At 44.4% G+C, this 18,710-nt stretch carries 17 protein-coding genes; 14 read left to right on the forward strand and 3 right to left on the reverse strand.

What is annotated here, in order from left to right; genetic code table 11:
* The first annotated feature begins 3 nt into the window (after nucleotides 1-3).
* The 9 genes from murD to lpxC all read left to right on the forward strand — a co-directional run bounded on the left by murD (nucleotide 4) and on the right by lpxC (nucleotide 10,386).
* Nucleotides 4-1,353 carry a UDP-N-acetylmuramoyl-L-alanine--D-glutamate ligase gene (gene murD, locus VQ643_RS11520; RefSeq protein ID WP_414199933.1) on the forward strand — a complete coding sequence of 450 codons (1,350 nt, stop codon included), beginning with the start codon at nucleotides 4-6 and terminating at the stop codon, nucleotides 1,351-1,353.
* The gene (ftsW, locus tag VQ643_RS11525; protein WP_414199934.1) at nucleotides 1,350-2,576 is read left to right on the forward strand and encodes a putative lipid II flippase FtsW; all 1,227 of its coding nucleotides are present in this window, start codon (nucleotides 1,350-1,352) and stop codon (nucleotides 2,574-2,576) included. Before murD ends, ftsW begins: the two co-directional genes overlap by 4 nt.
* Nucleotides 2,573-3,643 carry an undecaprenyldiphospho-muramoylpentapeptide beta-N-acetylglucosaminyltransferase gene (gene murG / locus VQ643_RS11530; RefSeq protein WP_414199935.1) on the forward strand — a complete coding sequence of 357 codons (1,071 nt, stop codon included), beginning with the start codon at nucleotides 2,573-2,575 and terminating at the stop codon, nucleotides 3,641-3,643. The genes ftsW and murG overlap by 4 nt, the downstream gene beginning before the upstream one ends.
* Nucleotides 3,636-5,087, forward strand: coding sequence for a UDP-N-acetylmuramate--L-alanine ligase (gene murC / locus VQ643_RS11535; protein WP_414199936.1), 1,452 nt, complete (start codon nucleotides 3,636-3,638; stop codon nucleotides 5,085-5,087). Before murG ends, murC begins: the two co-directional genes overlap by 8 nt.
* Nucleotides 5,084-6,016 (forward strand): D-alanine--D-alanine ligase, encoded by a 933-nt coding sequence (locus VQ643_RS11540; RefSeq protein WP_414199937.1) that lies wholly within the window; start codon nucleotides 5,084-5,086, stop codon nucleotides 6,014-6,016. Before murC ends, VQ643_RS11540 begins: the two co-directional genes overlap by 4 nt.
* On the forward strand, nucleotides 6,016-6,870 hold the full coding sequence (locus VQ643_RS11545) for a cell division protein FtsQ/DivIB (RefSeq protein WP_414199938.1): 855 nt from the start codon (nucleotides 6,016-6,018) through the stop codon (nucleotides 6,868-6,870). Before VQ643_RS11540 ends, VQ643_RS11545 begins: the two co-directional genes overlap by 1 nt.
* A gap of 13 nt (nucleotides 6,871-6,883) precedes the next feature.
* Nucleotides 6,884-8,137 carry a cell division protein FtsA gene (ftsA, locus tag VQ643_RS11550; protein WP_414199939.1) on the forward strand — a complete coding sequence of 418 codons (1,254 nt, stop codon included), beginning with the start codon at nucleotides 6,884-6,886 and terminating at the stop codon, nucleotides 8,135-8,137.
* 48 nt (nucleotides 8,138-8,185) lie between these two features.
* The gene (gene ftsZ, locus VQ643_RS11555) at nucleotides 8,186-9,373 is read left to right on the forward strand and encodes a cell division protein FtsZ (RefSeq protein WP_414199940.1); all 1,188 of its coding nucleotides are present in this window, start codon (nucleotides 8,186-8,188) and stop codon (nucleotides 9,371-9,373) included.
* Between the two features lie 101 nt (nucleotides 9,374-9,474).
* The gene (lpxC, locus tag VQ643_RS11560) at nucleotides 9,475-10,386 is read left to right on the forward strand and encodes a UDP-3-O-acyl-N-acetylglucosamine deacetylase (RefSeq protein ID WP_414199941.1); all 912 of its coding nucleotides are present in this window, start codon (nucleotides 9,475-9,477) and stop codon (nucleotides 10,384-10,386) included.
* A 47-nt stretch (nucleotides 10,387-10,433) separates the two neighbouring features.
* Here lpxC and VQ643_RS11565 read toward each other — a convergent pair whose 3' ends face one another.
* Nucleotides 10,434-10,886 (reverse strand): DciA family protein, encoded by a 453-nt coding sequence (locus VQ643_RS11565; protein WP_414199942.1) that lies wholly within the window; start codon nucleotides 10,884-10,886, stop codon nucleotides 10,434-10,436.
* A gap of 207 nt (nucleotides 10,887-11,093) precedes the next feature.
* Between VQ643_RS11565 and secA the strand changes: the two genes are divergently transcribed.
* The 3 genes from secA to VQ643_RS11580 all read left to right on the forward strand — a co-directional run bounded on the left by secA (nucleotide 11,094) and on the right by VQ643_RS11580 (nucleotide 16,114).
* Nucleotides 11,094-13,823 (forward strand): preprotein translocase subunit SecA, encoded by a 2,730-nt coding sequence (secA, locus tag VQ643_RS11570; protein ID WP_414199943.1) that lies wholly within the window; start codon nucleotides 11,094-11,096, stop codon nucleotides 13,821-13,823.
* 81 nt (nucleotides 13,824-13,904) lie between these two features.
* Nucleotides 13,905-15,122, forward strand: coding sequence for a bifunctional glutamate N-acetyltransferase/amino-acid acetyltransferase ArgJ (gene argJ / locus VQ643_RS11575; protein ID WP_414199944.1), 1,218 nt, complete (start codon nucleotides 13,905-13,907; stop codon nucleotides 15,120-15,122).
* Nucleotides 15,123-15,169: 47 nt separating this feature from the next.
* On the forward strand, nucleotides 15,170-16,114 hold the full coding sequence (locus tag VQ643_RS11580) for a Nudix family hydrolase (protein WP_414199945.1): 945 nt from the start codon (nucleotides 15,170-15,172) through the stop codon (nucleotides 16,112-16,114).
* Here the strand turns inward: VQ643_RS11580 and VQ643_RS11585 are convergent.
* Nucleotides 16,111-16,680, reverse strand: coding sequence for a cob(I)yrinic acid a,c-diamide adenosyltransferase (locus tag VQ643_RS11585; RefSeq protein WP_414199946.1), 570 nt, complete (start codon nucleotides 16,678-16,680; stop codon nucleotides 16,111-16,113). The genes VQ643_RS11580 and VQ643_RS11585 overlap by 4 nt on opposite strands.
* A 7-nt stretch (nucleotides 16,681-16,687) precedes the next feature.
* A complete protein-coding gene (locus VQ643_RS11590; RefSeq protein WP_414199947.1) occupies nucleotides 16,688-17,614 on the reverse strand; it encodes a 2-dehydropantoate 2-reductase in 927 nt (308 codons plus the stop codon).
* A 107-nt stretch (nucleotides 17,615-17,721) separates the two neighbouring features.
* Here VQ643_RS11590 and VQ643_RS11595 point away from each other — a divergent pair, with 107 nt between their 5' ends.
* Both VQ643_RS11595 and VQ643_RS11600 read left to right on the forward strand, forming a co-directional pair.
* A complete protein-coding gene (locus VQ643_RS11595) occupies nucleotides 17,722-18,201 on the forward strand; it encodes a YajQ family cyclic di-GMP-binding protein (protein WP_414199948.1) in 480 nt (159 codons plus the stop codon).
* A 41-nt stretch (nucleotides 18,202-18,242) separates the two neighbouring features.
* Complete coding sequence (locus VQ643_RS11600; RefSeq protein WP_414199949.1) at nucleotides 18,243-18,632, forward strand: hypothetical protein; 390 nt, start codon at nucleotides 18,243-18,245, stop codon at nucleotides 18,630-18,632.
* The last annotated feature ends 78 nt before the right edge of the window (nucleotides 18,633-18,710 follow it).

An 18,710-nucleotide genomic window follows, 5' to 3' on the forward strand; every position in this document is an offset into this window, starting at 1 on the left:
ATCGTGCAAGAATCAGGTTTACTGCACATAGTTGTTGGCTTAGGCAAAAGCGGCATGTCCGTGGTGCGCTTTCTTGCGCGCCAAGGTATTGCGTTTGCCGTTGCTGATACACGCAGTAATCCACCTGAGTTAGCAACGCTTGAGCGCGACTACCCTCAGGTTGAAGTGCGTTGTGGAGAGCTGGATGCAGATTGGCTTGCATGTGCACAGGTGTTGTATGTCAGCCCTGGGCTGTGCATTAAAACGCCAGCTATTGCCTATGCAGCAGCAAAGGGCGTACAGATTTCAGGCGATATTGATCTACTAGCGCGCCATGCCAAAGCACCTATTGTTGCTATCACAGGCTCTAATGCTAAGAGCACAGTGACAACCTTGGTCGGTGAAATGGCAGCGGCCGCAGGCAAGAAGGTAGCTGTTGGCGGTAACCTAGGCACACCAGCATTAGATTTACTAGCCGATGACGTAGCGCTTTATGTATTGGAACTATCCAGTTTTCAGCTGGAAACTACCACACATCTTAACGCCCTAGTAGCGACTTGCTTGAATATTAGCGAAGACCATATGGATCGTTATGACGGTCAACTAAGCCTTTATATTCAAGCTAAACAGCGCATTTTCCAAGGTGCCAATACGGCTGTGGTTAATTTAGATGATATGCAAGCTTATGCACCGACGCAGCCAATTAAACATCTGCTAACCTTTGGTACGCAAGCTCCTGCGGATAACAGCTTTGGGCTGGCTAAGGATGCACAAGGCGCCTTGCATCTTGCTTTTGGTCAGCGCTTGCTTATGCCTGTTAGTGCGCTAAAAATTAAAGGCTTACACAATTACAGTAACGCCTTAGCGGCTTTGGCTTTAGGTCGTGCAGCAGGGCTACCCATGACGCCTATGCTGCAAGCCTTGAGCGACTTTAAAGGCTTAGATCATCGTTGCCAGTGGGTAGCAGAAAAGCAAGGCGTTACCTATATCAATGATAGTAAAGCAACCAATGTGGGCGCTGCTTTAGCGGCTATTGAAGGCCTGGGTGCAGACTGTGCTGGTAAATTGATATTAATTGCTGGCGGTGATGGTAAAGGAGCGGACTTTACTGAATTAGCGCAACCCATTAAAACCTATTGCCGTGCTGTGGTTTTTTTAGGTCGTGATGCGCAGCAAATTGCAGCTGTATTAGATGATAGTGTTGAGCAAATTTGGGCTTTAAATATGCAGCAAGCAGTTACTGCTTGTGCTGAAACAGCTCAAGTGGGTGACATTGTCTTACTATCTCCGGCTTGTTCTAGTCTAGATATGTTCAAACGATTTGAGCAGCGGGGCGAGTTTTTTGTACAGGCAGTAGAGGGCTTAGCACTATGAACTGGTTAAGCACTTTATTCTCTCGCCCATCACCACTGCGCCATAATGGCCAAGCCGATTTAGACTTTCCCCTATTGGCAGGCTGTGTTGCCTTATTAGGTTTAGGTCTAGTCATGGTCACTTCAGCGTCTACAGAAGTGGCGGCGGTGCGTAATAGCTCTAGCACATACTACCTAACGCGTCAGATTGCATACTTAACCTTAGGCGCTCTTGCCTGCATTGGGGCAATGCTAGTACCTATGAAGGTATGGGAAAAGCATCGGTGGAATTTATTAGTATTGGGTGTGGTATTACTGGCTTTGGTGTTTGCTCCTGTTATTGGAAAGTCAGTGAATGGTGCACGTCGCTGGCTAGCCTTCCCACTGTTTAATATTCAACCATCAGAAATTGCCAAAATCTGTCTTGTTGTATTTATTGCAGGCTATTTGGTGCATCACAAAAATGATGTGCAACAGCGAATCCGTGGCTTCTTGAAACCTATGTTCATTTTAGCCTTGTTTGCTGGATTGTTATTAGGTGAGCCTGATTTTGGTGCCACAGTTGTGCTTAGCGGCACTGTTATGGTGATGATTTTTTTAGGTGGCATGCGCATGGCTTGGGCGTTATCGCTCATTATTTTCGTAGTAGCTTTAGGTGCCTTTGTAGTAGGTACTCAAGAATACCGTGTGCAACGCTTGCAAAACTTTATTGATCCTTGGGCTGATCCCTATGGTGCTGGCTATCAGCTATCACAAGCGCTTATTGCATTTGGTCGGGGTGAATGGCTTGGCTTAGGTTTAGGCAACAGTATCCAAAAACAATTTTATCTACCCGAAGCACATACAGACTTTGTGTTTTCTATATTGGCAGAAGAATTAGGATTGGTAGGCGCTCTAGTCACCTTTGCTTTACTGATTTTTGTGAGCATCCGCGCGATTATTATTGGCTCATGGGCAGAGCGCTCAAAACAGTATTTTTCAGCCTATATTGCTTATGGTTTGGCTTTTTTATGGGTTGGCCAGATCTTAATTAACATTGGCGTAAATATTGGGCTATTGCCAACCAAAGGCTTAACTTTGCCGTTTTTAAGCTATGGCGGTAGCTCTTTAATTATTTGCTGCGTGAGTTTAGGCATGTTGTTACGCATTGAGTGGGAACGTCGCACTCATATTGCCGAAACAAGCGTTAATAAAGTGCGTATGCACTCTGAGCCAGCACCGGCATTAGAAGGAGAGCGCGCATGAGTAAGAATGTATTGATTATGGCAGCAGGCACAGGCGGACATGTGTTTCCTGCTTTGGCTTGTGCAAAAGAGTTTCAGGCACGCGGTTATACCGTACATTGGTTAGGCACAGCAACAGGTATTGAAAATGACCTCGTACCTAATGCTGGAATTAACCTTGAACGCATAGATATGGCTGGTGTACGTGGTAAAGGCCTATTAGCTTTGTTGAAAGCACCTTTTAATGTACTTAAAGCACTTTTGCAGGCACGTAAAATACTTAAACGACTAAAGCCAGTTTGCGTTATGGGTATGGGCGGTTATGTGACTGGTCCAGGTGGCCTAGCCGCCAAAACATTAGGTATTCCGCTAGTTATTCATGAGCAAAATGCAGTGGCTGGTACGGCTAACCGTGCTTTAGCAAACTATGCTGCGCGTATTTGCCAAGCCTTTCCAGATACCTTTGCGTCAACAGCTAAATGCCATACAACAGGCAATCCAGTGCGTGCTGAATTATTTAATTTACAAAAAGATAGTGAATTAACGGAACGCTTAGTGAATTTACTGGTCTTGGGAGGCAGCCTTGGTGCAGAACCTCTAAATAAACTGTTGCCAGAAGCCTTAGCGTTATTACCAGCAGATATTCGCCCTGTGGTGAAACATCAAGCGGGTAAAAAACATGCGCAGCTAACCCAGGAGCGCTATCAGGAAGCTCAGGTTGAAGCAGAGGTTGTGCCGTTTATTAGTGATATGGCGCAAGCTTACCAATGGGCTGATTTAGTGATTTGTCGATCAGGTGCATTAACAGTCAGTGAAATTGCGGCTGCTGGTGTGGCGTCCTTCTTGATTCCACTGCCACATGCTATTGATGATCATCAAACACGCAATGCAGAATTTTTAACCAATGCCGGCGCGGCCCAGCTATTGGTGCAACATACAACTGACGCAGGCAAACTCGCCGCGCAGTTAACTGAGGTTTTAATGAATAAGCAACAATTAAAACTGATGGGTGATAAAGCACATCAGTTGGCTAAGCCAAAAGCAACTGAAGCAGTAGTTGATATTTGCTTGGAGGTGGCTCATGCCTAACTTAGGACGTTTAACCTCAGCTGAAATGCGCCGCATGCGTCGTATTCGCCGTGTTCACTTTGTTGGTATTGGTGGCACAGGTATGTGCGGTATTGCAGAAGTCTTGCTGAACCTTGGTTACGAAGTGAGTGGTTCTGACTTAAAAAGCAGTGCTGTGACGGATCGTTTAAAAGGCCTAGGTATTAATATTGTCATTGGGCATAAAGCAGAAAACGCCGATTTAGCTGATGTACTAGTGGTGTCTAGTGCGATTAACCGTGAAAACCCAGAAGTAGCCCGTGCTTTTGAACGCCGCATTCCTATTGTGCCGCGTGCCGAAATGCTCGCAGAACTTATGCGTTATCGCCATGGTATTGCAGTGGCAGGTACTCATGGCAAAACAACTACCACAAGTTTATTAGCTTCGGTTTTTGCAGCCGCTGATCTTGATCCTACTTTTGTGATTGGCGGGCGTTTAACCGCCGCAGGCGCTAATGCGCAATTAGGTGGTGGTTGCTACTTGATCGCCGAAGCCGATGAAAGCGACGCCAGCTTCCTGCATTTACAGCCAATGGTTTCCGTAATTACCAATATTGACGCTGACCACATGAGCACCTATGGCGGCGATTTTAATAAACTTAAGAAAACCTTTATGGATTTCTTGCACAACTTACCATTCTACGGTTTAGCCGTGTTGTGTATTGATGATCCATCAGTACGTGAAATTGCCGAAGGCGTTAAGCGCCCAGTCATTACTTATGGCTTCTCTGAAGATGCTGATGTGCGCGCTATTAATGTGAAGCAAAATGGCATGCGTACTAGTTTTACTGTGCTCCGTGCAGGCTTTGAGCCGATGGATGTAACGCTCAATATGCCTGGCAAACATAATGTATTAAATGCACTGGCTACTATTGCTGTGGCTTGTGATGAAGAAATTAGTGATGCCGATATTATGCGCGGCTTATCTGATTTCCAAGGTGTAGGTCGACGTTTCCAAGTGTATGGCGACTTACCCGTAGAAGGTGGTGGTAGCGCCATGCTGGTTGACGACTATGGCCATCATCCAAGTGAAATGGCTGCAGTGATTAAAGCAGTACATGATGGCTGGCCTGAGCGTCGCTTAGTGATGGTATTCCAGCCGCATCGCTATAGCCGTACACGTGATCTTTATGAAGATTTTGTCCAAGTATTAGCCGATGCACATGTGCTGCTCCTGCTTGAGGTTTACCCAGCCGGCGAAGAACCAATACCAGGTGCTGATAGCCGACAGCTATGCCATAGCATTCGCCAGCGCGGGAAAATTGACCCACTGTATGTCGAGCGCGGTAGTGATATTGCGCCTTTGTTAAAGCCTTTACTTAAAGATGGCGATATTGTGCTTTGCCAAGGTGCAGGGGATGTTGGCGGTATTGCGCCGAGTTTAATTAAACATCCGTTATTTACACAAAAGGCGGGTGAGTTATGAGTCATATAGATATACAGAAATTTGGACGTGTCGCCGTATTGTTTGGCGGCACTAGCGCAGAGCGTGCGGTTTCTTTGAAATCAGGTGCCGCTGTATTGCAAGCCTTATTAGATGCTGGTGTGGATGCCTTTGGCATTGATGTCGGCGCTGATATTGTGCAGCGCATTGCGCAAGAGAAAATTGATCGCGCTTTTATTATTTTGCATGGCCGCGGTGGTGAAGATGGCACCATTCAAGGTTTACTTGAATGGGCAGGTATTCCCTACACAGGTAGTGGTGTAATGGCATCTGCTTTGGCGATGGATAAATTACGTACTAAACAGCTTTGGGCGAGCATAGGTTTGCCATCACCACGCTATAGCGTGCTGCGTACAGCGAGTGACTGTGAAACAGCAGCAAAACAGTTGGCTTTTCCATTAATGGTAAAACCTTCATTGGAAGGCTCAAGTGTCGGTATGGCGAAGGTAAATAACCTTGTTGAATTAAAAGCAGCTTGGTTGGAAGCGAAAAAATTTGATGACAATGTTTTGGTTGAGCAGTGGATTAGCGGACCAGAATTTACTGTAGCTGTACTAGGTGGCAATACTTTGCCGCCAATTCGATTAGGCACTAGCCATGATTTTTATGATTATGAAGCTAAATATATTGCCAATGACACTCAGTACCAAGTTCCTTGTGGTTTAACCGCAGAAAAGGAAGCTGAATTGCGCCAGTTAACGCTACAAGCCTGTGCTGCCTTAGATGTGAGAGGCTGGGCCCGTGCCGACATTATGCAAGATGCAGCAACAGGTAAGTTCTGGTTGTTGGAAGTAAATACAGCTCCTGGTATGACTGATCACAGCTTAGTTCCTTTAGCCGCTAAAGCCGAAGGTATTAGCTTTGAGCAATTGGTACTGCGTATTTTGCAAGATACGGTCGAGGTTGCCTAATGGATAAAGGTTCACGTCAAACCACTACGAAAGAGTCAGCAGTACGCCGCAATACTGGTGCGCGTGGTGCTACTCGTAAAGTAGTGCGTGAGCCAATACTAACACGCAATATTCCTACGCCTAGCTCGGCTGTGCTAAAGAATATTGCAGGCTGGATGCTGTTTAGTCTTTTGGTGGTGAGTGCCTATTTTGCAATACAGTACTTGTTACCTGTACTTAACCAACCAATAGAGCAGGTGGATGTTAAGGGTAACCTTAATTATGTTAGCCAGCGCGAGGTGCAAAAACGCCTTGAGCCATATTTAGCAGATAAATTTTTAGAAGTTAATTTGGTCGCCATTAATGATGAATTAAAGAACATGCCTTGGGTTGAACACGCAGAAGTACGTAGAGTATGGCCAAATAAAATTGAAATACTGATTAAAGAACAGCTTCCTGTGGCGCGTTGGGGGCAAGAATTTTTACTCAATACGGACGGGCAGACTTTTGCAGCGCCTAATATTGAAGCCTACCAACATTTACCACAGCTATTTGGGCCATTGCGCGCAACTAAAACAGTAATGAACCAATACCATAGCTTGTCACAAATGTTACGGCCTTTAGGTTTTGAGATTGCTAGTTTAGAAATGCGCGAACAAGGCAGTTGGATTATCACAACTAAGCAAGAATTAAAAATTTTGCTTGGTCGAGATCATTTAGTAGAGAAAATGCGTCGCTTTAGCACTGTGTTTAACAAGGCGCTAAAGCAAGATGTTGCAAAAATTAAGCAGATTGATTTGCGCTACTCCAACGGAGTAGCCGTGCAGTGGCATGACGAGCAAGCCTTGCTCTCACAAGCGCGCACAATACGGTAATTTGGAGATAAACATGGCAGGCGAAAGCAACCCAAAAATGATTGTTGGCCTTGATATTGGAACCTCCAAGGTAGTGGCTTTGGTGGCAGAGCTCGATCGTGAAGGAGCTATTAATATTGTCGGGTTAGGCATGCATGCTACGCGTGGTTTAAAAAAAGGCGTAGTCGTTAATATTGAGTCTACTGTGCAGTCGATTCAAGGTGCGCTTGATGAAGCCCAGCAAATGGCAGAGTGCCGTATTCATTCGGCCTTTGTTGGTTTAGCAGGCAATCACATTCGCAGTTTAAATTCTGACGGTAGTGTTGCTATTCGTAATCGTGAAGTCAGCGACGCAGACCTTGAGCGTGTGCTAGATGCCGCCCGCGCAGTAGCCATCCCAGCTGATCAGCGTGTACTGCATGCAATTCCACAAGATTATGTGATTGATAATCAAGAAGGTGTGCGCGAGCCGTTGGGTATGTCTGGCGTGCGTTTAGAAGCTAAGGTGCATGTTGTGACCTGTGCAGTGAATGCTGCGCAAAACGTTGAAAAGTGTGTGCGCCGTTGCGGCCTTGAAATCGATGGCTTGGTGCTTGAGCAGCTGGCATCAGCGGATGCAGTATTAACTGAAGACGAAAAAGAGTTAGGTGTTTGCCTGATTGATATTGGTGGCGGCACTACAGATATCGCTATTTTTACTGAAGGGGCTATTCGTCATACCGCTGTTATCCCTATTGCTGGCGATCAGGTTACCAATGACATTGCTATGGCTTTGCGTACACCAACGCAATACGCCGAAGAAATTAAAACCCGTTACGCTTGTGCATTAGCCAAACTGGCTAGCGCAAATGAAACCATTAAAGTACCAAGCGTGGGCGATCGTCCACCGCGTGAATTATCACGCCAAGCCTTGGCCGAAGTGATTGAGCCACGTTACGAAGAGCTATTTACCTTGATTCAGGCTGAGCTGCGTCGTAGTGGTTATGAAGATTTAATTCCAGCAGGCATTGTCTTGACTGGCGGTACCGCAAAAATGGAAGGTGCAGTGGATTTAGCTGAAGAAATCTTCCATATGCCAGTCCGCTTAGGTCATCCGCAAGGCATTACTGGACATAAAGAGTTAGTGGATAACCCTGTTTATTCCACTGCAGTGGGATTGTTGTTGCATGGATCGCGTAAGCAAAACCAAGATGTTGCATATAACGGTACTAGCAACTTCCGCGAGGAAGACGATGTTAAGCCCTCACTGGCAGCAAGAATTAAGCAGTGGGTACAAGGAAATTTTTAAGTTAAAACGCCGGCTTGGCGCATAAATAAAAGAGAAGAGGAGAAGGGTATGTTTGAATTAGTTGATCAAGCACCAGCGAGTGCAGTCATCAAAGTCATAGGTGTTGGTGGCGGTGGTGGTAATGCCGTTAATCACATGACTACCTCAGGCATTGAAGGTGTAGAGTTCATCTGTGCTAATACAGATGCTCAAGCACTGAAAGATATTTCTGCTAAAACTGTTCTACAGTTAGGCGCGCATGTGACTAAAGGATTGGGTGCAGGTACTAACCCAGAAGTAGGTCGCAATGCAGCAGAAGAAGACCGTGAACGCATCCATGAAGTACTGCAAGGTACTGACATGCTGTTTATCACAACAGGTATGGGTGGCGGCACAGGTACAGGTGCAGCACCAGTGATTGCAAAAATTGCAAAAGAGCTGGGTATCTTAACTGTTGCTGTTGTAACACGTCCATTTAGCTTTGAAGGCAAGCGTCGTGCGCAAATTGCCGATGAAGGCGTGCGCGCACTCGCAGAAAATGTAGACTCGTTAATTACAATTCCTAACGAAAAACTACTGACCATTTTAGGTAAAGATGCCAGTTTACTATCTGCTTTTGCTAAAGCAGATGACGTTCTAGCCGGCGCAGTTCGTGGTATTTCAGACATTATTAAACGCCCAGGTATGATTAACGTTGACTTTGCTGACGTTAAAACTGTGATGAGCGAAATGGGTATGGCAATGATGGGCACAGGCTGTGCAACAGGCCCTAATCGTGCACGTGAAGCTACTGAAGCAGCTATTCGTAACCCATTGCTTGATGATGTAAACCTACAAGGTGCTCGCGGCATTTTAGTTAGCATCACAGCCGGTCCAGATTTATCACTAGGTGAATACTCAGAAGTTGGTAACCTTGTGGAAGATTTGGCATCAGAACAGGCGACTGTAAAAGTAGGTACTGTGATTGATCCTGATATGCGCGATGAGCTGCATGTTACCGTAGTGGTTACAGGTTTAGATCAACGTGGTGAGCACAAAGCGAAACCTGCAGTTGAATCTGTAGTCATCAATACGCCAGCTCCACGTGAAGTAGAGGCAGCACCAGCAGCCACTGCAGCACAAGCTGAAATTGATTATGACTTACCACCGACTTACCGTAATTATCGTTCTTCAGGCAATGCAGTTGCAAAGCCACAGCCTCAAGATGATATGGAGTACCTAGATATTCCTGCATTTTTACGCCGTCAAGCGGATTAATTTTTAGGAATATGCGTGATTAGTTCTCAGTAAGCGCAGTTATCTGCTAGGATATGCCAATTGCTGAAACTATTCCCAAAGGTACTGTAGCGGCCTAAGTCATGATTAGACAACGTACATTGAAGAACATTATCCGTGCCACTGGTGTCGGTTTGCATTCTGGGAAAAAAGTATATTTGACCCTGAAACCAGCACCGGTGGATACCGGAATCGTATTTCGCCGCATGGATTTAACGCCTGTGGTTGAGATCCCTGCGCTCGCGGAAAATGTGGGTGAAACTACTATGTCAACTACGCTGGTTAAGGGCGATGTAAAAGTAGGCACAGTAGAACATCTATTATCTGCCATGGCAGGCTTAGGCATTGATAATGCCTATATCGAACTATCTGCCGCTGAAGTTCCAATTATGGATGGCAGTGCAGGTCCTTTCGTATTCTTAATTCAGTCGGCAGGTGTCGAAGAACAGGATAAAGCTAAGCCTTTTATTCGAATTCTGCGTGAAATTAAAGTAACCGACGGTGACAAAAGTGCTACGTTTTTACCCTTTGATGGGTTTAAAGTTGGGTTTGAGATCGATTTTGATCACCCTGCCTTTAAAAAACGTACACAAACTGCAAGCGTTGACTTTTCCAGCACCTCATTTGTGAAGGAAGTCAGTCGTGCTCGAACTTTCGGTTTTATGCGAGATATTGAATTTCTACGCTCACAGAACTTGGCGCTGGGCGGTAGCGTAGAAAACGCAATCGTTGTTGATGAGTCAAGTGTGTTGAACGAAGACGGTCTGCGCTATGAAGATGAATTCGTAAAACACAAAATCTTAGATGCAATTGGTGATTTATACTTATTAGGTAAAAGCTTAATTGGCGAGTTTCGCGGCTTTAAATCAGGTCATGCGCTCAATAACCAACTATTGCGTACCTTAATTAAAGAACCAGATGCATGGGAAGTTGTGACATTTGAAGATGATGGCACAGCACCAATTTCTTATATGCAAGCAACAGCCAGCGTATAATTGTAAAACCTCTTCTCATTTTTTAAGCCACCTTTGGGTGGCTTTTTTTATGGTTTTTGAGCGCGACTAGCTAAGCGCTCTAATGCAGCACGTAAATCTTCATTTTGAATAATTTGTGCGTTTGCTTGAATTACTTTAGCTGCGCCCTCAGATAGAGTAGGTGCTTGCCTTTTTGGTTGATGTTTTTGTGTCTTGGGTATTATTTTAAATTTTAAACCTAGTACTCCAGCAAACTCGGGCACTTTTTGTAGATCAGCCAGCAAGTGCGTTTGCAAGAAACGAAGTCGAGTAGCCCACATAGCCTGGGTTACTAAAATGGTAATATGTTGGTTTTGCCAAGAGGCTAAAAAACAAAACTCGCGAGCGGCAGCAGGTAGCTGTTGCTGTAGTGCTGTTTGTAGAGCATGGTGTCGTGCGGCTTGGCTAACTAAAGGTTTTAACAGATAGTGCTTTTTTAGTATAGATGCACTACTTTGTGCGGGGTGGGGGAGTTTAGTCATAGGCTTTCCTATTTAAAATAACAGGCTTTGATAATGCTAACGTAACTAGCCATAAATTACAGATTAATGTGTTCATTTATGAGGATAATCAACGCAATGTGGCAGCGAGCTACTTTTCTCAAATGAAAATCAAGGTAGAATGTTGCATTGCATTTGCTAATCAATGGTTAGTAAGACCCTCATTCCGACTAGGGAAATGTTGTTAATATGTTTGCGCCTTTATTCAGAAAAATCTTTGGAAGCAAAAACGACCGCGAAGTAAAACGCATGTTGAAAACCGTTAAGGTTGTGAATGCGTTTGAGGATGAGCTAAAAACTCTATCTGATACAGAGCTGCAAGCTAAGACTTTAAGCTTTCGTGAACGCCTAGGAAAAGGCGAAATACTTGAACAAATTTTACCTGAAGCCTTTGCGGTTTGTCGTGAGGCCAGCCGCCGCGTTATGGGAATGCGTCACTTTGACGTACAGTTGATTGGTGGTATGGCATTGCATGAAGGCAAAATCGCCGAGATGCGTACGGGTGAAGGTAAAACCTTAGTAGGTACTTTAGCCGTTTATTTAAATGCACTCAGTGGTAAAGGTGTTCATGTCGTTACAGTTAACGATTATTTGGCACGTCGTGACGCCAACTGGATGCGCCCGCTTTATGAATTTTTGGGCTTGACGGTAGGTGTGGTTGTACCTTTTCAGTCGCCTGAAGAAAAGCATGCAGCTTATCGCTGCGATATTACTTATGGCACAAATAACGAGTTCGGCTTTGACTACTTGCGCGACAATATGGCATTTAGTTTGGAAGACAAATTCCAGCGCGAGCTAAACTTTGCAGTTGTCGATGAAGTTGACTCCATCTTAATTGACGAAGCACGTACACCGCTTATTATCTCTGGTCAGGCCGATGATAGCTCAGACTTATATCGCCAAATTAACGAGCTAATACCCGCATTAACACGTCAAATTCAGGCCGAAGATGGCACAGTGACTACAGAAGGCCACTATGTATTAGACGAGAAAAACCGTCAAGCTGAGCTAACTGAACTTGGTCACGAATACATAGAAGATAAACTCAGCGAAAAAGGCTATTTGGCAGAAGGTGAGTCACTTTATTCAGCTAACAACCTAGGCTTATTAGCGCATGTGTATGCAGGTTTACGTGCACATAAGCTATTCCATAAAGATGTGGAATATATTGTTGAAAAAGGCCAGATTATTTTAGTTGATGAACACACTGGTCGTACTATGCCAGGACGACGTTTGTCAGAAGGTTTACACCAAGCAATTGAAGCTAAAGAAGGTGTAGAGATTCAAGCTGAAACGCAAACTATGGCGTCAACTACCTTCCAAAATTACTTCCGTATTTATAATAAGCTGTCAGGCATGACAGGTACTGCCGATACTGAAGCCTTTGAGTTCCGCCAAATTTACGGTTTGGACGTATTGGTTATTCCAACTCACCGTCCTATCGCACGTAAAGATTACAATGACCTTATTTATTTAAATACGGAAGATAAATTCAACGCCATCATTAAAGACATTGAAGAAACACGCAAACAAGGTCGCCCTGTTCTGGTAGGTACAGCTTCTGTAGAAAGTTCAGAGTATGTATCGAGCTTGTTGAAAAAAGCAGGTATTGAGCATAACGTACTTAACGCTAAACAGCATGAGTCAGAAGCGGATATTATTGCTCAAGCAGGACGTGCTGGAGCTGTTACTATTGCCACCAATATGGCAGGGCGTGGTACTGATATTTTGCTAGGTGGTAACTGGGAAGCAGAAATTGCCAAACTAGAAGAGCCAAGCCAAGCGCAGATTGACAAAATTAAACAAGATTGGGCTGAACGCCATCAAAAAGTTTTAGATGCGGGTGGTTTGCATGTAATTGCCTGTGAACGCCATGAATCGCGCCGTATCGACAACCAGCTACGTGGTCGTGCTGGGCGTCAAGGTGACCCTGGCTCAAGCCGTTTTTATCTTTCTCTTGAAGATAACCTGATGCGTATCTTCGCCTCAGAGCGTGTGATTAACCTTATGAAAACGCTAGGTATGAAGCCTGGTGAAGCGATTGAACATGGTATGGTTAGCCGTGCTATTGAGAACGCGCAGCGCAAAGTAGAAGGCCGTAACTTCGATATTCGTAAGCAACTACTTGAATACGATGATGTCGCTAACGAACAACGTAAAGTGATTTACCGTATGCGTGACTCTTTACTTGAAGAAGCGGATATTGGTGAAACTATTCAAGCCTTCCGTGCTGAAGCCTTGGCGCGAGTAGTGTCAGGCTATATTCCTCCGCAGTCACTACCTGAACAATGGAATGTACCTGGGTTAGAGGAAGCACTGAAAACAGATTTTGCTATTGATCTGCCTATCCAACAATGGCTAGATGAAGACAATACACTTTACGAAGAAACCTTAATCGAACGTATTGGCCAAGCGATTGCAGCAGAATATCAAGCTAAAGAAGATCAAGTAGGCAGTGAAGGCTTACGTGATTTTGAAAAGCAAATTGTGCTGCGTGTGCTAGACAATTTATGGAAAGATCACTTAGCCACTATGGATCACCTGCGTAAAGGTATTCATTTGCGTGGTTATGCACAGAAAAATCCGAAACAAGAATATAAGCGCGAGTCTTTTGCTTTATTCCAAGAGTTATTGGAATCGATTAAGCAAGACGCTATTCGTATTCTTTCTCATGTGCAAATTCGCCAGCAAGATCCAGAAGAAGAGCAAGCACGTTTACGTGCAGAGGCACAACAGCGCGCAGCACAAGCTCAGTATCGCCATGAAGCCTATGCAGAAGAAGGTGATGAGGATAATGCGGAAGAACAACCCACTCAGCCCGTGACTTTTCAACGTGTTGGCCCTAAAGTAGGGCGCAATGATCCGTGTACCTGTGGCTCGGGTAAAAAATACAAACAATGTTGCGGTAAAATTCAATAACTGCAGTTGTTCAGTAAATTAGCGCCGCATACTGGTTATGCGGCGTTTTCATTTTTGGCTGATAACATCAAGGAGATCAGCATGGCGGTAGGTTTAGCACCATTGGCAACCCTGCATCCTGTAGCAGGCTTTGAGTTAGGCATAGCCAGTGCAGGCATTAAGAAAGAGGGTCGCAAAGATGTGGTAGTTATGCGCTGTGCTCAAGGCTCAAGTGTAGCTGGCGTCTATACACAGAACGCATTTTGCGCAGCGCCCGTTCAGTTATGCAAAGCGCGTAAAGAAAATGAGATTGCATACCTTGTGGTTAATACAGGAAATGCAAATGCGGCAACGGGAGAACTCGGTTTACAAGCAGCGCAGCAAGTTTGCTCTGCTTTGGCTGAGCGTGTAGGTGTTACTGCAGAACAAATTTTGCCTTTTTCTACAGGTGTTATTGGTGAGCCGCTACCTGTGGAAAAAATTACTAACGCCTTAGATGCAGCCTTGGCCGACTTAAAACCAAATAACTGGGCGCACGCCGCTGAAGGGATAATGACGACTGATACCTTGCCTAAAGCAGCCAGTCGTCAGTTTCAGCATAATGGCGTCACCTTTACGCTTACTGGTATGAGTAAAGGCGCTGGCATGATACGTCCTAACATGGCAACTATGTTGGGTTATATCGCAACAGATATAGGTATTGAGCAAAAACTATTGCAATCGCTGATTAAAGAAGTGGCTAATAAGTCCTTTAACCGCATCAGTATTGATGGCGATACCTCAACTAACGACTCCTTTATTGTGGTTGCCACAGGTAAAGCGAGTGCCGATAAAATCACGGATACAACTACCAAACTATATGAATTGTTTCGTGAGCAACTAATCGACTTAGCTAAAGAGTTAGCACAAGCCATTGTGCGCGACGGTGAAGGTGCTACTAAGTTTGTAACAGTGCAGGTTAATGGCGGAAAAACAGCTCAAGAATGCTTGGATGTGGCTTATGCTATTGCGCACTCGCCTTTAATTAAAACGGCTCTTTTTGCTTCTGATCCAAACTGGGGACGTATTGCTTGCGCTGTAGGCTATGCAGGTGTGCCCGATTTAGATAGCCGTCAGGTAGATATTTATTTAGATGATGTTCAGATTGTTGAGTCTGGCGGTCGTGCGGCTAGTTATACCGAGGAGCAGGGGGCTGCAATTATGCAGCAAGCTGAAATTAGCATTCGTATTGAATTGGCACGCGGTACTTTTAGCGAAACCTTGTGGACCACAGATTTATCTTACGAGTACGTCCGAATTAACGCTGATTATCGTTCTTAACTCATCACACCTACTGCTAATTAGCCAGCAGTAGGTTAGGAGAAAACATGAGTCAAGCATTGCATGTAGCTGTTGCAGTGATTAGAAATGCTCAGCAACAGGTACTATTGTCATTTCGTGCGAAAAAGAAACATCAGGGCGGCTTGTGGGAGTTCCCAGGTGGTAAAGTAGAGCAAGGTGAGACAGTTACGCAGGCATTAAAGCGAGAGCTGGAAGAAGAGCTTGGAATTAGTGTTCAGCAAAGCCATCCGCTTATTCAAGTGCGCCATACATATCCAGAGCTAACAGTACTGTTAGATGTGCATGAAGTCACAGCTTTTTTAGGAGAACCTTCCGGAAAAGAAGGGCAGCCGATTAAATGGGTTGAGCAGCAAGCGCTAACAGACTATGAATTTCCAGCAGCCAACGCAGCTATAGTGCAGGCCGCGCAATTGCCAAAACATTATGCTATTACGCCCCATGGTTTAACGGATACTCAGGTGTTAGCAGGTGTCGCTAGGTTACTAGAACAAGGTATAAAACTGATTCAATGGCGTGATCCACAACGATCAACTAAAGCCTATCAGGATTTAATTGAACCTTTACTGAGCTTATGTGATGGCGCAGGAGCGCGCTTGGCGGTAAAAAGTGAAAATGCCCCTTGGACCTATTACCCGCAGCTAATTTGGCATTTAACCAGCCAGCAATTACAATATTTTGCTCAGCAAAAAATCATTAAAAATGGCTTGTTAGCAGCTTCCTGCCATAACGCGCATGAAATAGCGTTAGCTAACCAATTAGCGGTCGACTTTGTGACCTTATCACCTGTTTTGGCAACAGCCACTCATCCTGATATTAATCCATTAGGGTGGACGAAAGTGCAAGAACTTATAAGTCAAGCAAAGATGCCCGTGTTTGTTTTAGGTGGCTTAGCTGCTGAAGATGTTGCCCAAGCACAAAAAAGCGGCGCTCAAGGTATCGCCGCTATTCGTAGCCTATGGCCAGTCACTTAAACGCGTGGTTGCCATAGTACCTCGTTGATATGTTGTCGCTTACCAATTAAGCGAGCGACAACAAAGAAAACATCAGATAAACGATTGATATAACTAAGAAGCTCGCTGCGAATGGGCTCTTGTTCATGCAGCAAAGCACAGCGTCGTTCTGCGCTACGTGCACTGCTACGGCAGATATGGGATTGCGCAATAGCAATAGAACCAGCAGGTAAGATAAACTCCTCTAAAGGACCTACCTCTTGATTCCATTCATCCAATTTTTGCTCAAGCAATTCTATATCTGCTTGGGAAAGGCTTTCATAACCCGGCATGGCCAGCTCACCACCTATTTCAAATAAACGATGCTGGCATTCATGCAAAAGCACAATGATTTCGTTTAAGCCAGGCCACATCACAAGATCCTCTGTGAGATGAGCCAGTAATAGCCCAAGTTGGCTGTTTACAGTATCTATTTCACCTATGGCTTCAATACGTGGATGTGCTTTACTAACACGGCTACCATCAGCCAGACCAGTCGTTCCTTGATCGCCTGTACGTGTATAAATTTTGCTTAAACGATATCCCATAGCATCCTCAGTTTACTGGTAGACCTAAGCTGTCAATTTTTTCGCATAACTGTTGATAGATCTTTCGAACGGCTGGCATTTCAACGTCAAGTTGCTTGGCTTTTTCGTAGGCGTAGCCAATCATATATTGCATTTCTGTGCGTCTGCCCCGTTTGATATCTTGTAGCATTGAGGATTGATTACGTGAGGTATCCTCAATGACTTGCCAAACTAAAGCGTGCAAATCAGCAGCGGCTTTAGGCTGTTTAGCGGCAATCATTAAATCTTGCAAATCATAAGCGAGCAGGTTGACCATATTTTGTGGTCGGGTTAGTTCGCCGTTAGAGCATTCATGTAACGCAGTTAATGAGTTAATAATGCAATTAACACCTAGTTTGCGCCATAGGGTGGTTTCAATATCGTCAGTCCAGTCATAATTAAAACCGGCACTTTTCCATTCGTCTAACCACTGCGGTTGCGCCTTGGGTTCACCAAAGTCACCTAGGCGAGTAACACCATGACCCGCCCAAATAACGCAGAAGGGCTCTTTTAAATAAGCGCCTTCGGTTGTTGCGCAGGCAATTAAACGAATATGAGGAAAAGCCTGCTGAATGGCCTGTTGACTACCTACACCGTTTTGCAATAACACTATTTGTGTTTTATCAGTGAAACGATGGGCTACGCTTTTAACGGCATCTAAGGCATCATAGGCTTTTGTGCAGAGCACCAACTTAGTGATAGTGTCTTTGGCGCTAGCTAATTCAGCTTTAACTTGGTGTACGCTTGGTTCGACAGCAAGTGGGGAATCAAACAGTTGAATGGAAGCATGTTTTTGGAATGCTTTTAACTGCGCTTTATTACGCAGGATCAGGCGGGTATCAAGATGTTGCTGTAGGCGGGCTGCCCACAAACAACCAAGACTACCAGCGCCTAAAATATGCCATGGTGCGTTCATTGATTACATTAACTGGTTAGTTTTGAAATAGAGCGAATACAATAGCACTTATTGCGCCTGAGGTTTAGGCTATCTGTGTGAGATTTGTAAAAATTAATAGGTGAGTTATGCCATCATTTGACATTGTTTCAGAGATTGATAAACACGAGCTACAGAACGCTGTAGATAATGCTGAAAAAGAGCTAGAGCGCCGGTATGACCTGCGTGGAAAAGCTACAATTGAATGCAAGGAAAAAGAAATCACTCTGACAGCTGAGGCTGATTTTATGCTACAACAGGTGGTAGAGATAATTAATATTTCACTCACCAAACGTAAAATAGATATTCAATGTGTAGAGCTTAAAGAGCCTTATGCTTCAGGTAAGGTGGTTAAGCAAGAGCTGACGGTTCGTGAAGGTATTGATAAAGAATTAGCCAAAAAAATTGTTGGCTTAATTAAAGACAGCAAAATTAAAGTACAGGCGGCTATTCAGGGTGAGCAAGTACGTGTCACAGGAAAAAAACGCGATGACTTGCAAGAAGTTATGGCATTACTTCGAGGCCAATCATTAGGCATGCCATTACAGTTTAATAACTTCCGTGATTAAGCAAGCAAAATAACTTACTAGGTATACATAAGAAAACTATTATGGACAATTCAGAAATTCTATTAAAGTTAAAGGCTTTAAAAAAGGGAAATGTATATAGGACGCCAGATAATGCTTTAGGCAAAGAGTTTTCTATTAAAGAGGTAACTGAGGAATGTGTTGTTTTAGATTCATCTAATAACAATGCTATCTATATATCAATAGATGCTTTTACTGCAGCCAATACATATCTGCATGAAAACAAGCATGATATAAACTCACCCGTTCCTTTAGGTGGTAGCCAAGGTGATGAGCAGGGTGGGGAACTATGTAAGACAACAAGGGCATTAAATAAAAATGTTCGTTGTATTACTTATATTGTTCCTATTTTAGCTGAATTTGGAGCTGTTGCATTCACAGGTACTCGGCCAAATTCTTGCTGGTATATATAAAAAATGGGGTCAGTTCAAACTAGTCGCCTCAAGTAAGAAATAAACGTGCCAGTTTTATAGATCAGTTGTTGTAGATAA

It is taken from the genome of Pseudomonas sp. F1_0610 (genome assembly GCF_047470865.1).
Lineage (GTDB): Bacteria > Pseudomonadota > Gammaproteobacteria > Pseudomonadales > Pseudomonadaceae > JAZDRH01.

Coding starts and splice junctions, on each gene's coding strand:
- ftsW (WP_414199934.1), top strand. CDS start 1,350: ATGAACTGGTTAAGCACTTTATTCTCTCGCCCATCACCACTGCGCCAT.
- murG (WP_414199935.1), top strand. CDS start 2,573: ATGAGTAAGAATGTATTGATTATGGCAGCAGGCACAGGCGGACATGTG.
- murC (WP_414199936.1), top strand. CDS start 3,636: ATGCCTAACTTAGGACGTTTAACCTCAGCTGAAATGCGCCGCATGCGT.
- VQ643_RS11540 (WP_414199937.1), top strand. CDS start 5,084: ATGAGTCATATAGATATACAGAAATTTGGACGTGTCGCCGTATTGTTT.
- VQ643_RS11545 (WP_414199938.1), top strand. CDS start 6,016: ATGGATAAAGGTTCACGTCAAACCACTACGAAAGAGTCAGCAGTACGC.
- ftsA (WP_414199939.1), top strand. CDS start 6,884: ATGGCAGGCGAAAGCAACCCAAAAATGATTGTTGGCCTTGATATTGGA.
- ftsZ (WP_414199940.1), top strand. CDS start 8,186: ATGTTTGAATTAGTTGATCAAGCACCAGCGAGTGCAGTCATCAAAGTC.
- lpxC (WP_414199941.1), top strand. CDS start 9,475: ATGATTAGACAACGTACATTGAAGAACATTATCCGTGCCACTGGTGTC.
- VQ643_RS11565 (WP_414199942.1), bottom strand. CDS start 10,886: ATGACTAAACTCCCCCACCCCGCACAAAGTAGTGCATCTATACTAAAA.
- secA (WP_414199943.1), top strand. CDS start 11,094: ATGTTTGCGCCTTTATTCAGAAAAATCTTTGGAAGCAAAAACGACCGC.
- argJ (WP_414199944.1), top strand. CDS start 13,905: ATGGCGGTAGGTTTAGCACCATTGGCAACCCTGCATCCTGTAGCAGGC.
- VQ643_RS11580 (WP_414199945.1), top strand. CDS start 15,170: ATGAGTCAAGCATTGCATGTAGCTGTTGCAGTGATTAGAAATGCTCAG.
- VQ643_RS11585 (WP_414199946.1), bottom strand. CDS start 16,680: ATGGGATATCGTTTAAGCAAAATTTATACACGTACAGGCGATCAAGGA.
- VQ643_RS11590 (WP_414199947.1), bottom strand. CDS start 17,614: ATGAACGCACCATGGCATATTTTAGGCGCTGGTAGTCTTGGTTGTTTG.
- VQ643_RS11595 (WP_414199948.1), top strand. CDS start 17,722: ATGCCATCATTTGACATTGTTTCAGAGATTGATAAACACGAGCTACAG.
- VQ643_RS11600 (WP_414199949.1), top strand. CDS start 18,243: ATGGACAATTCAGAAATTCTATTAAAGTTAAAGGCTTTAAAAAAGGGA.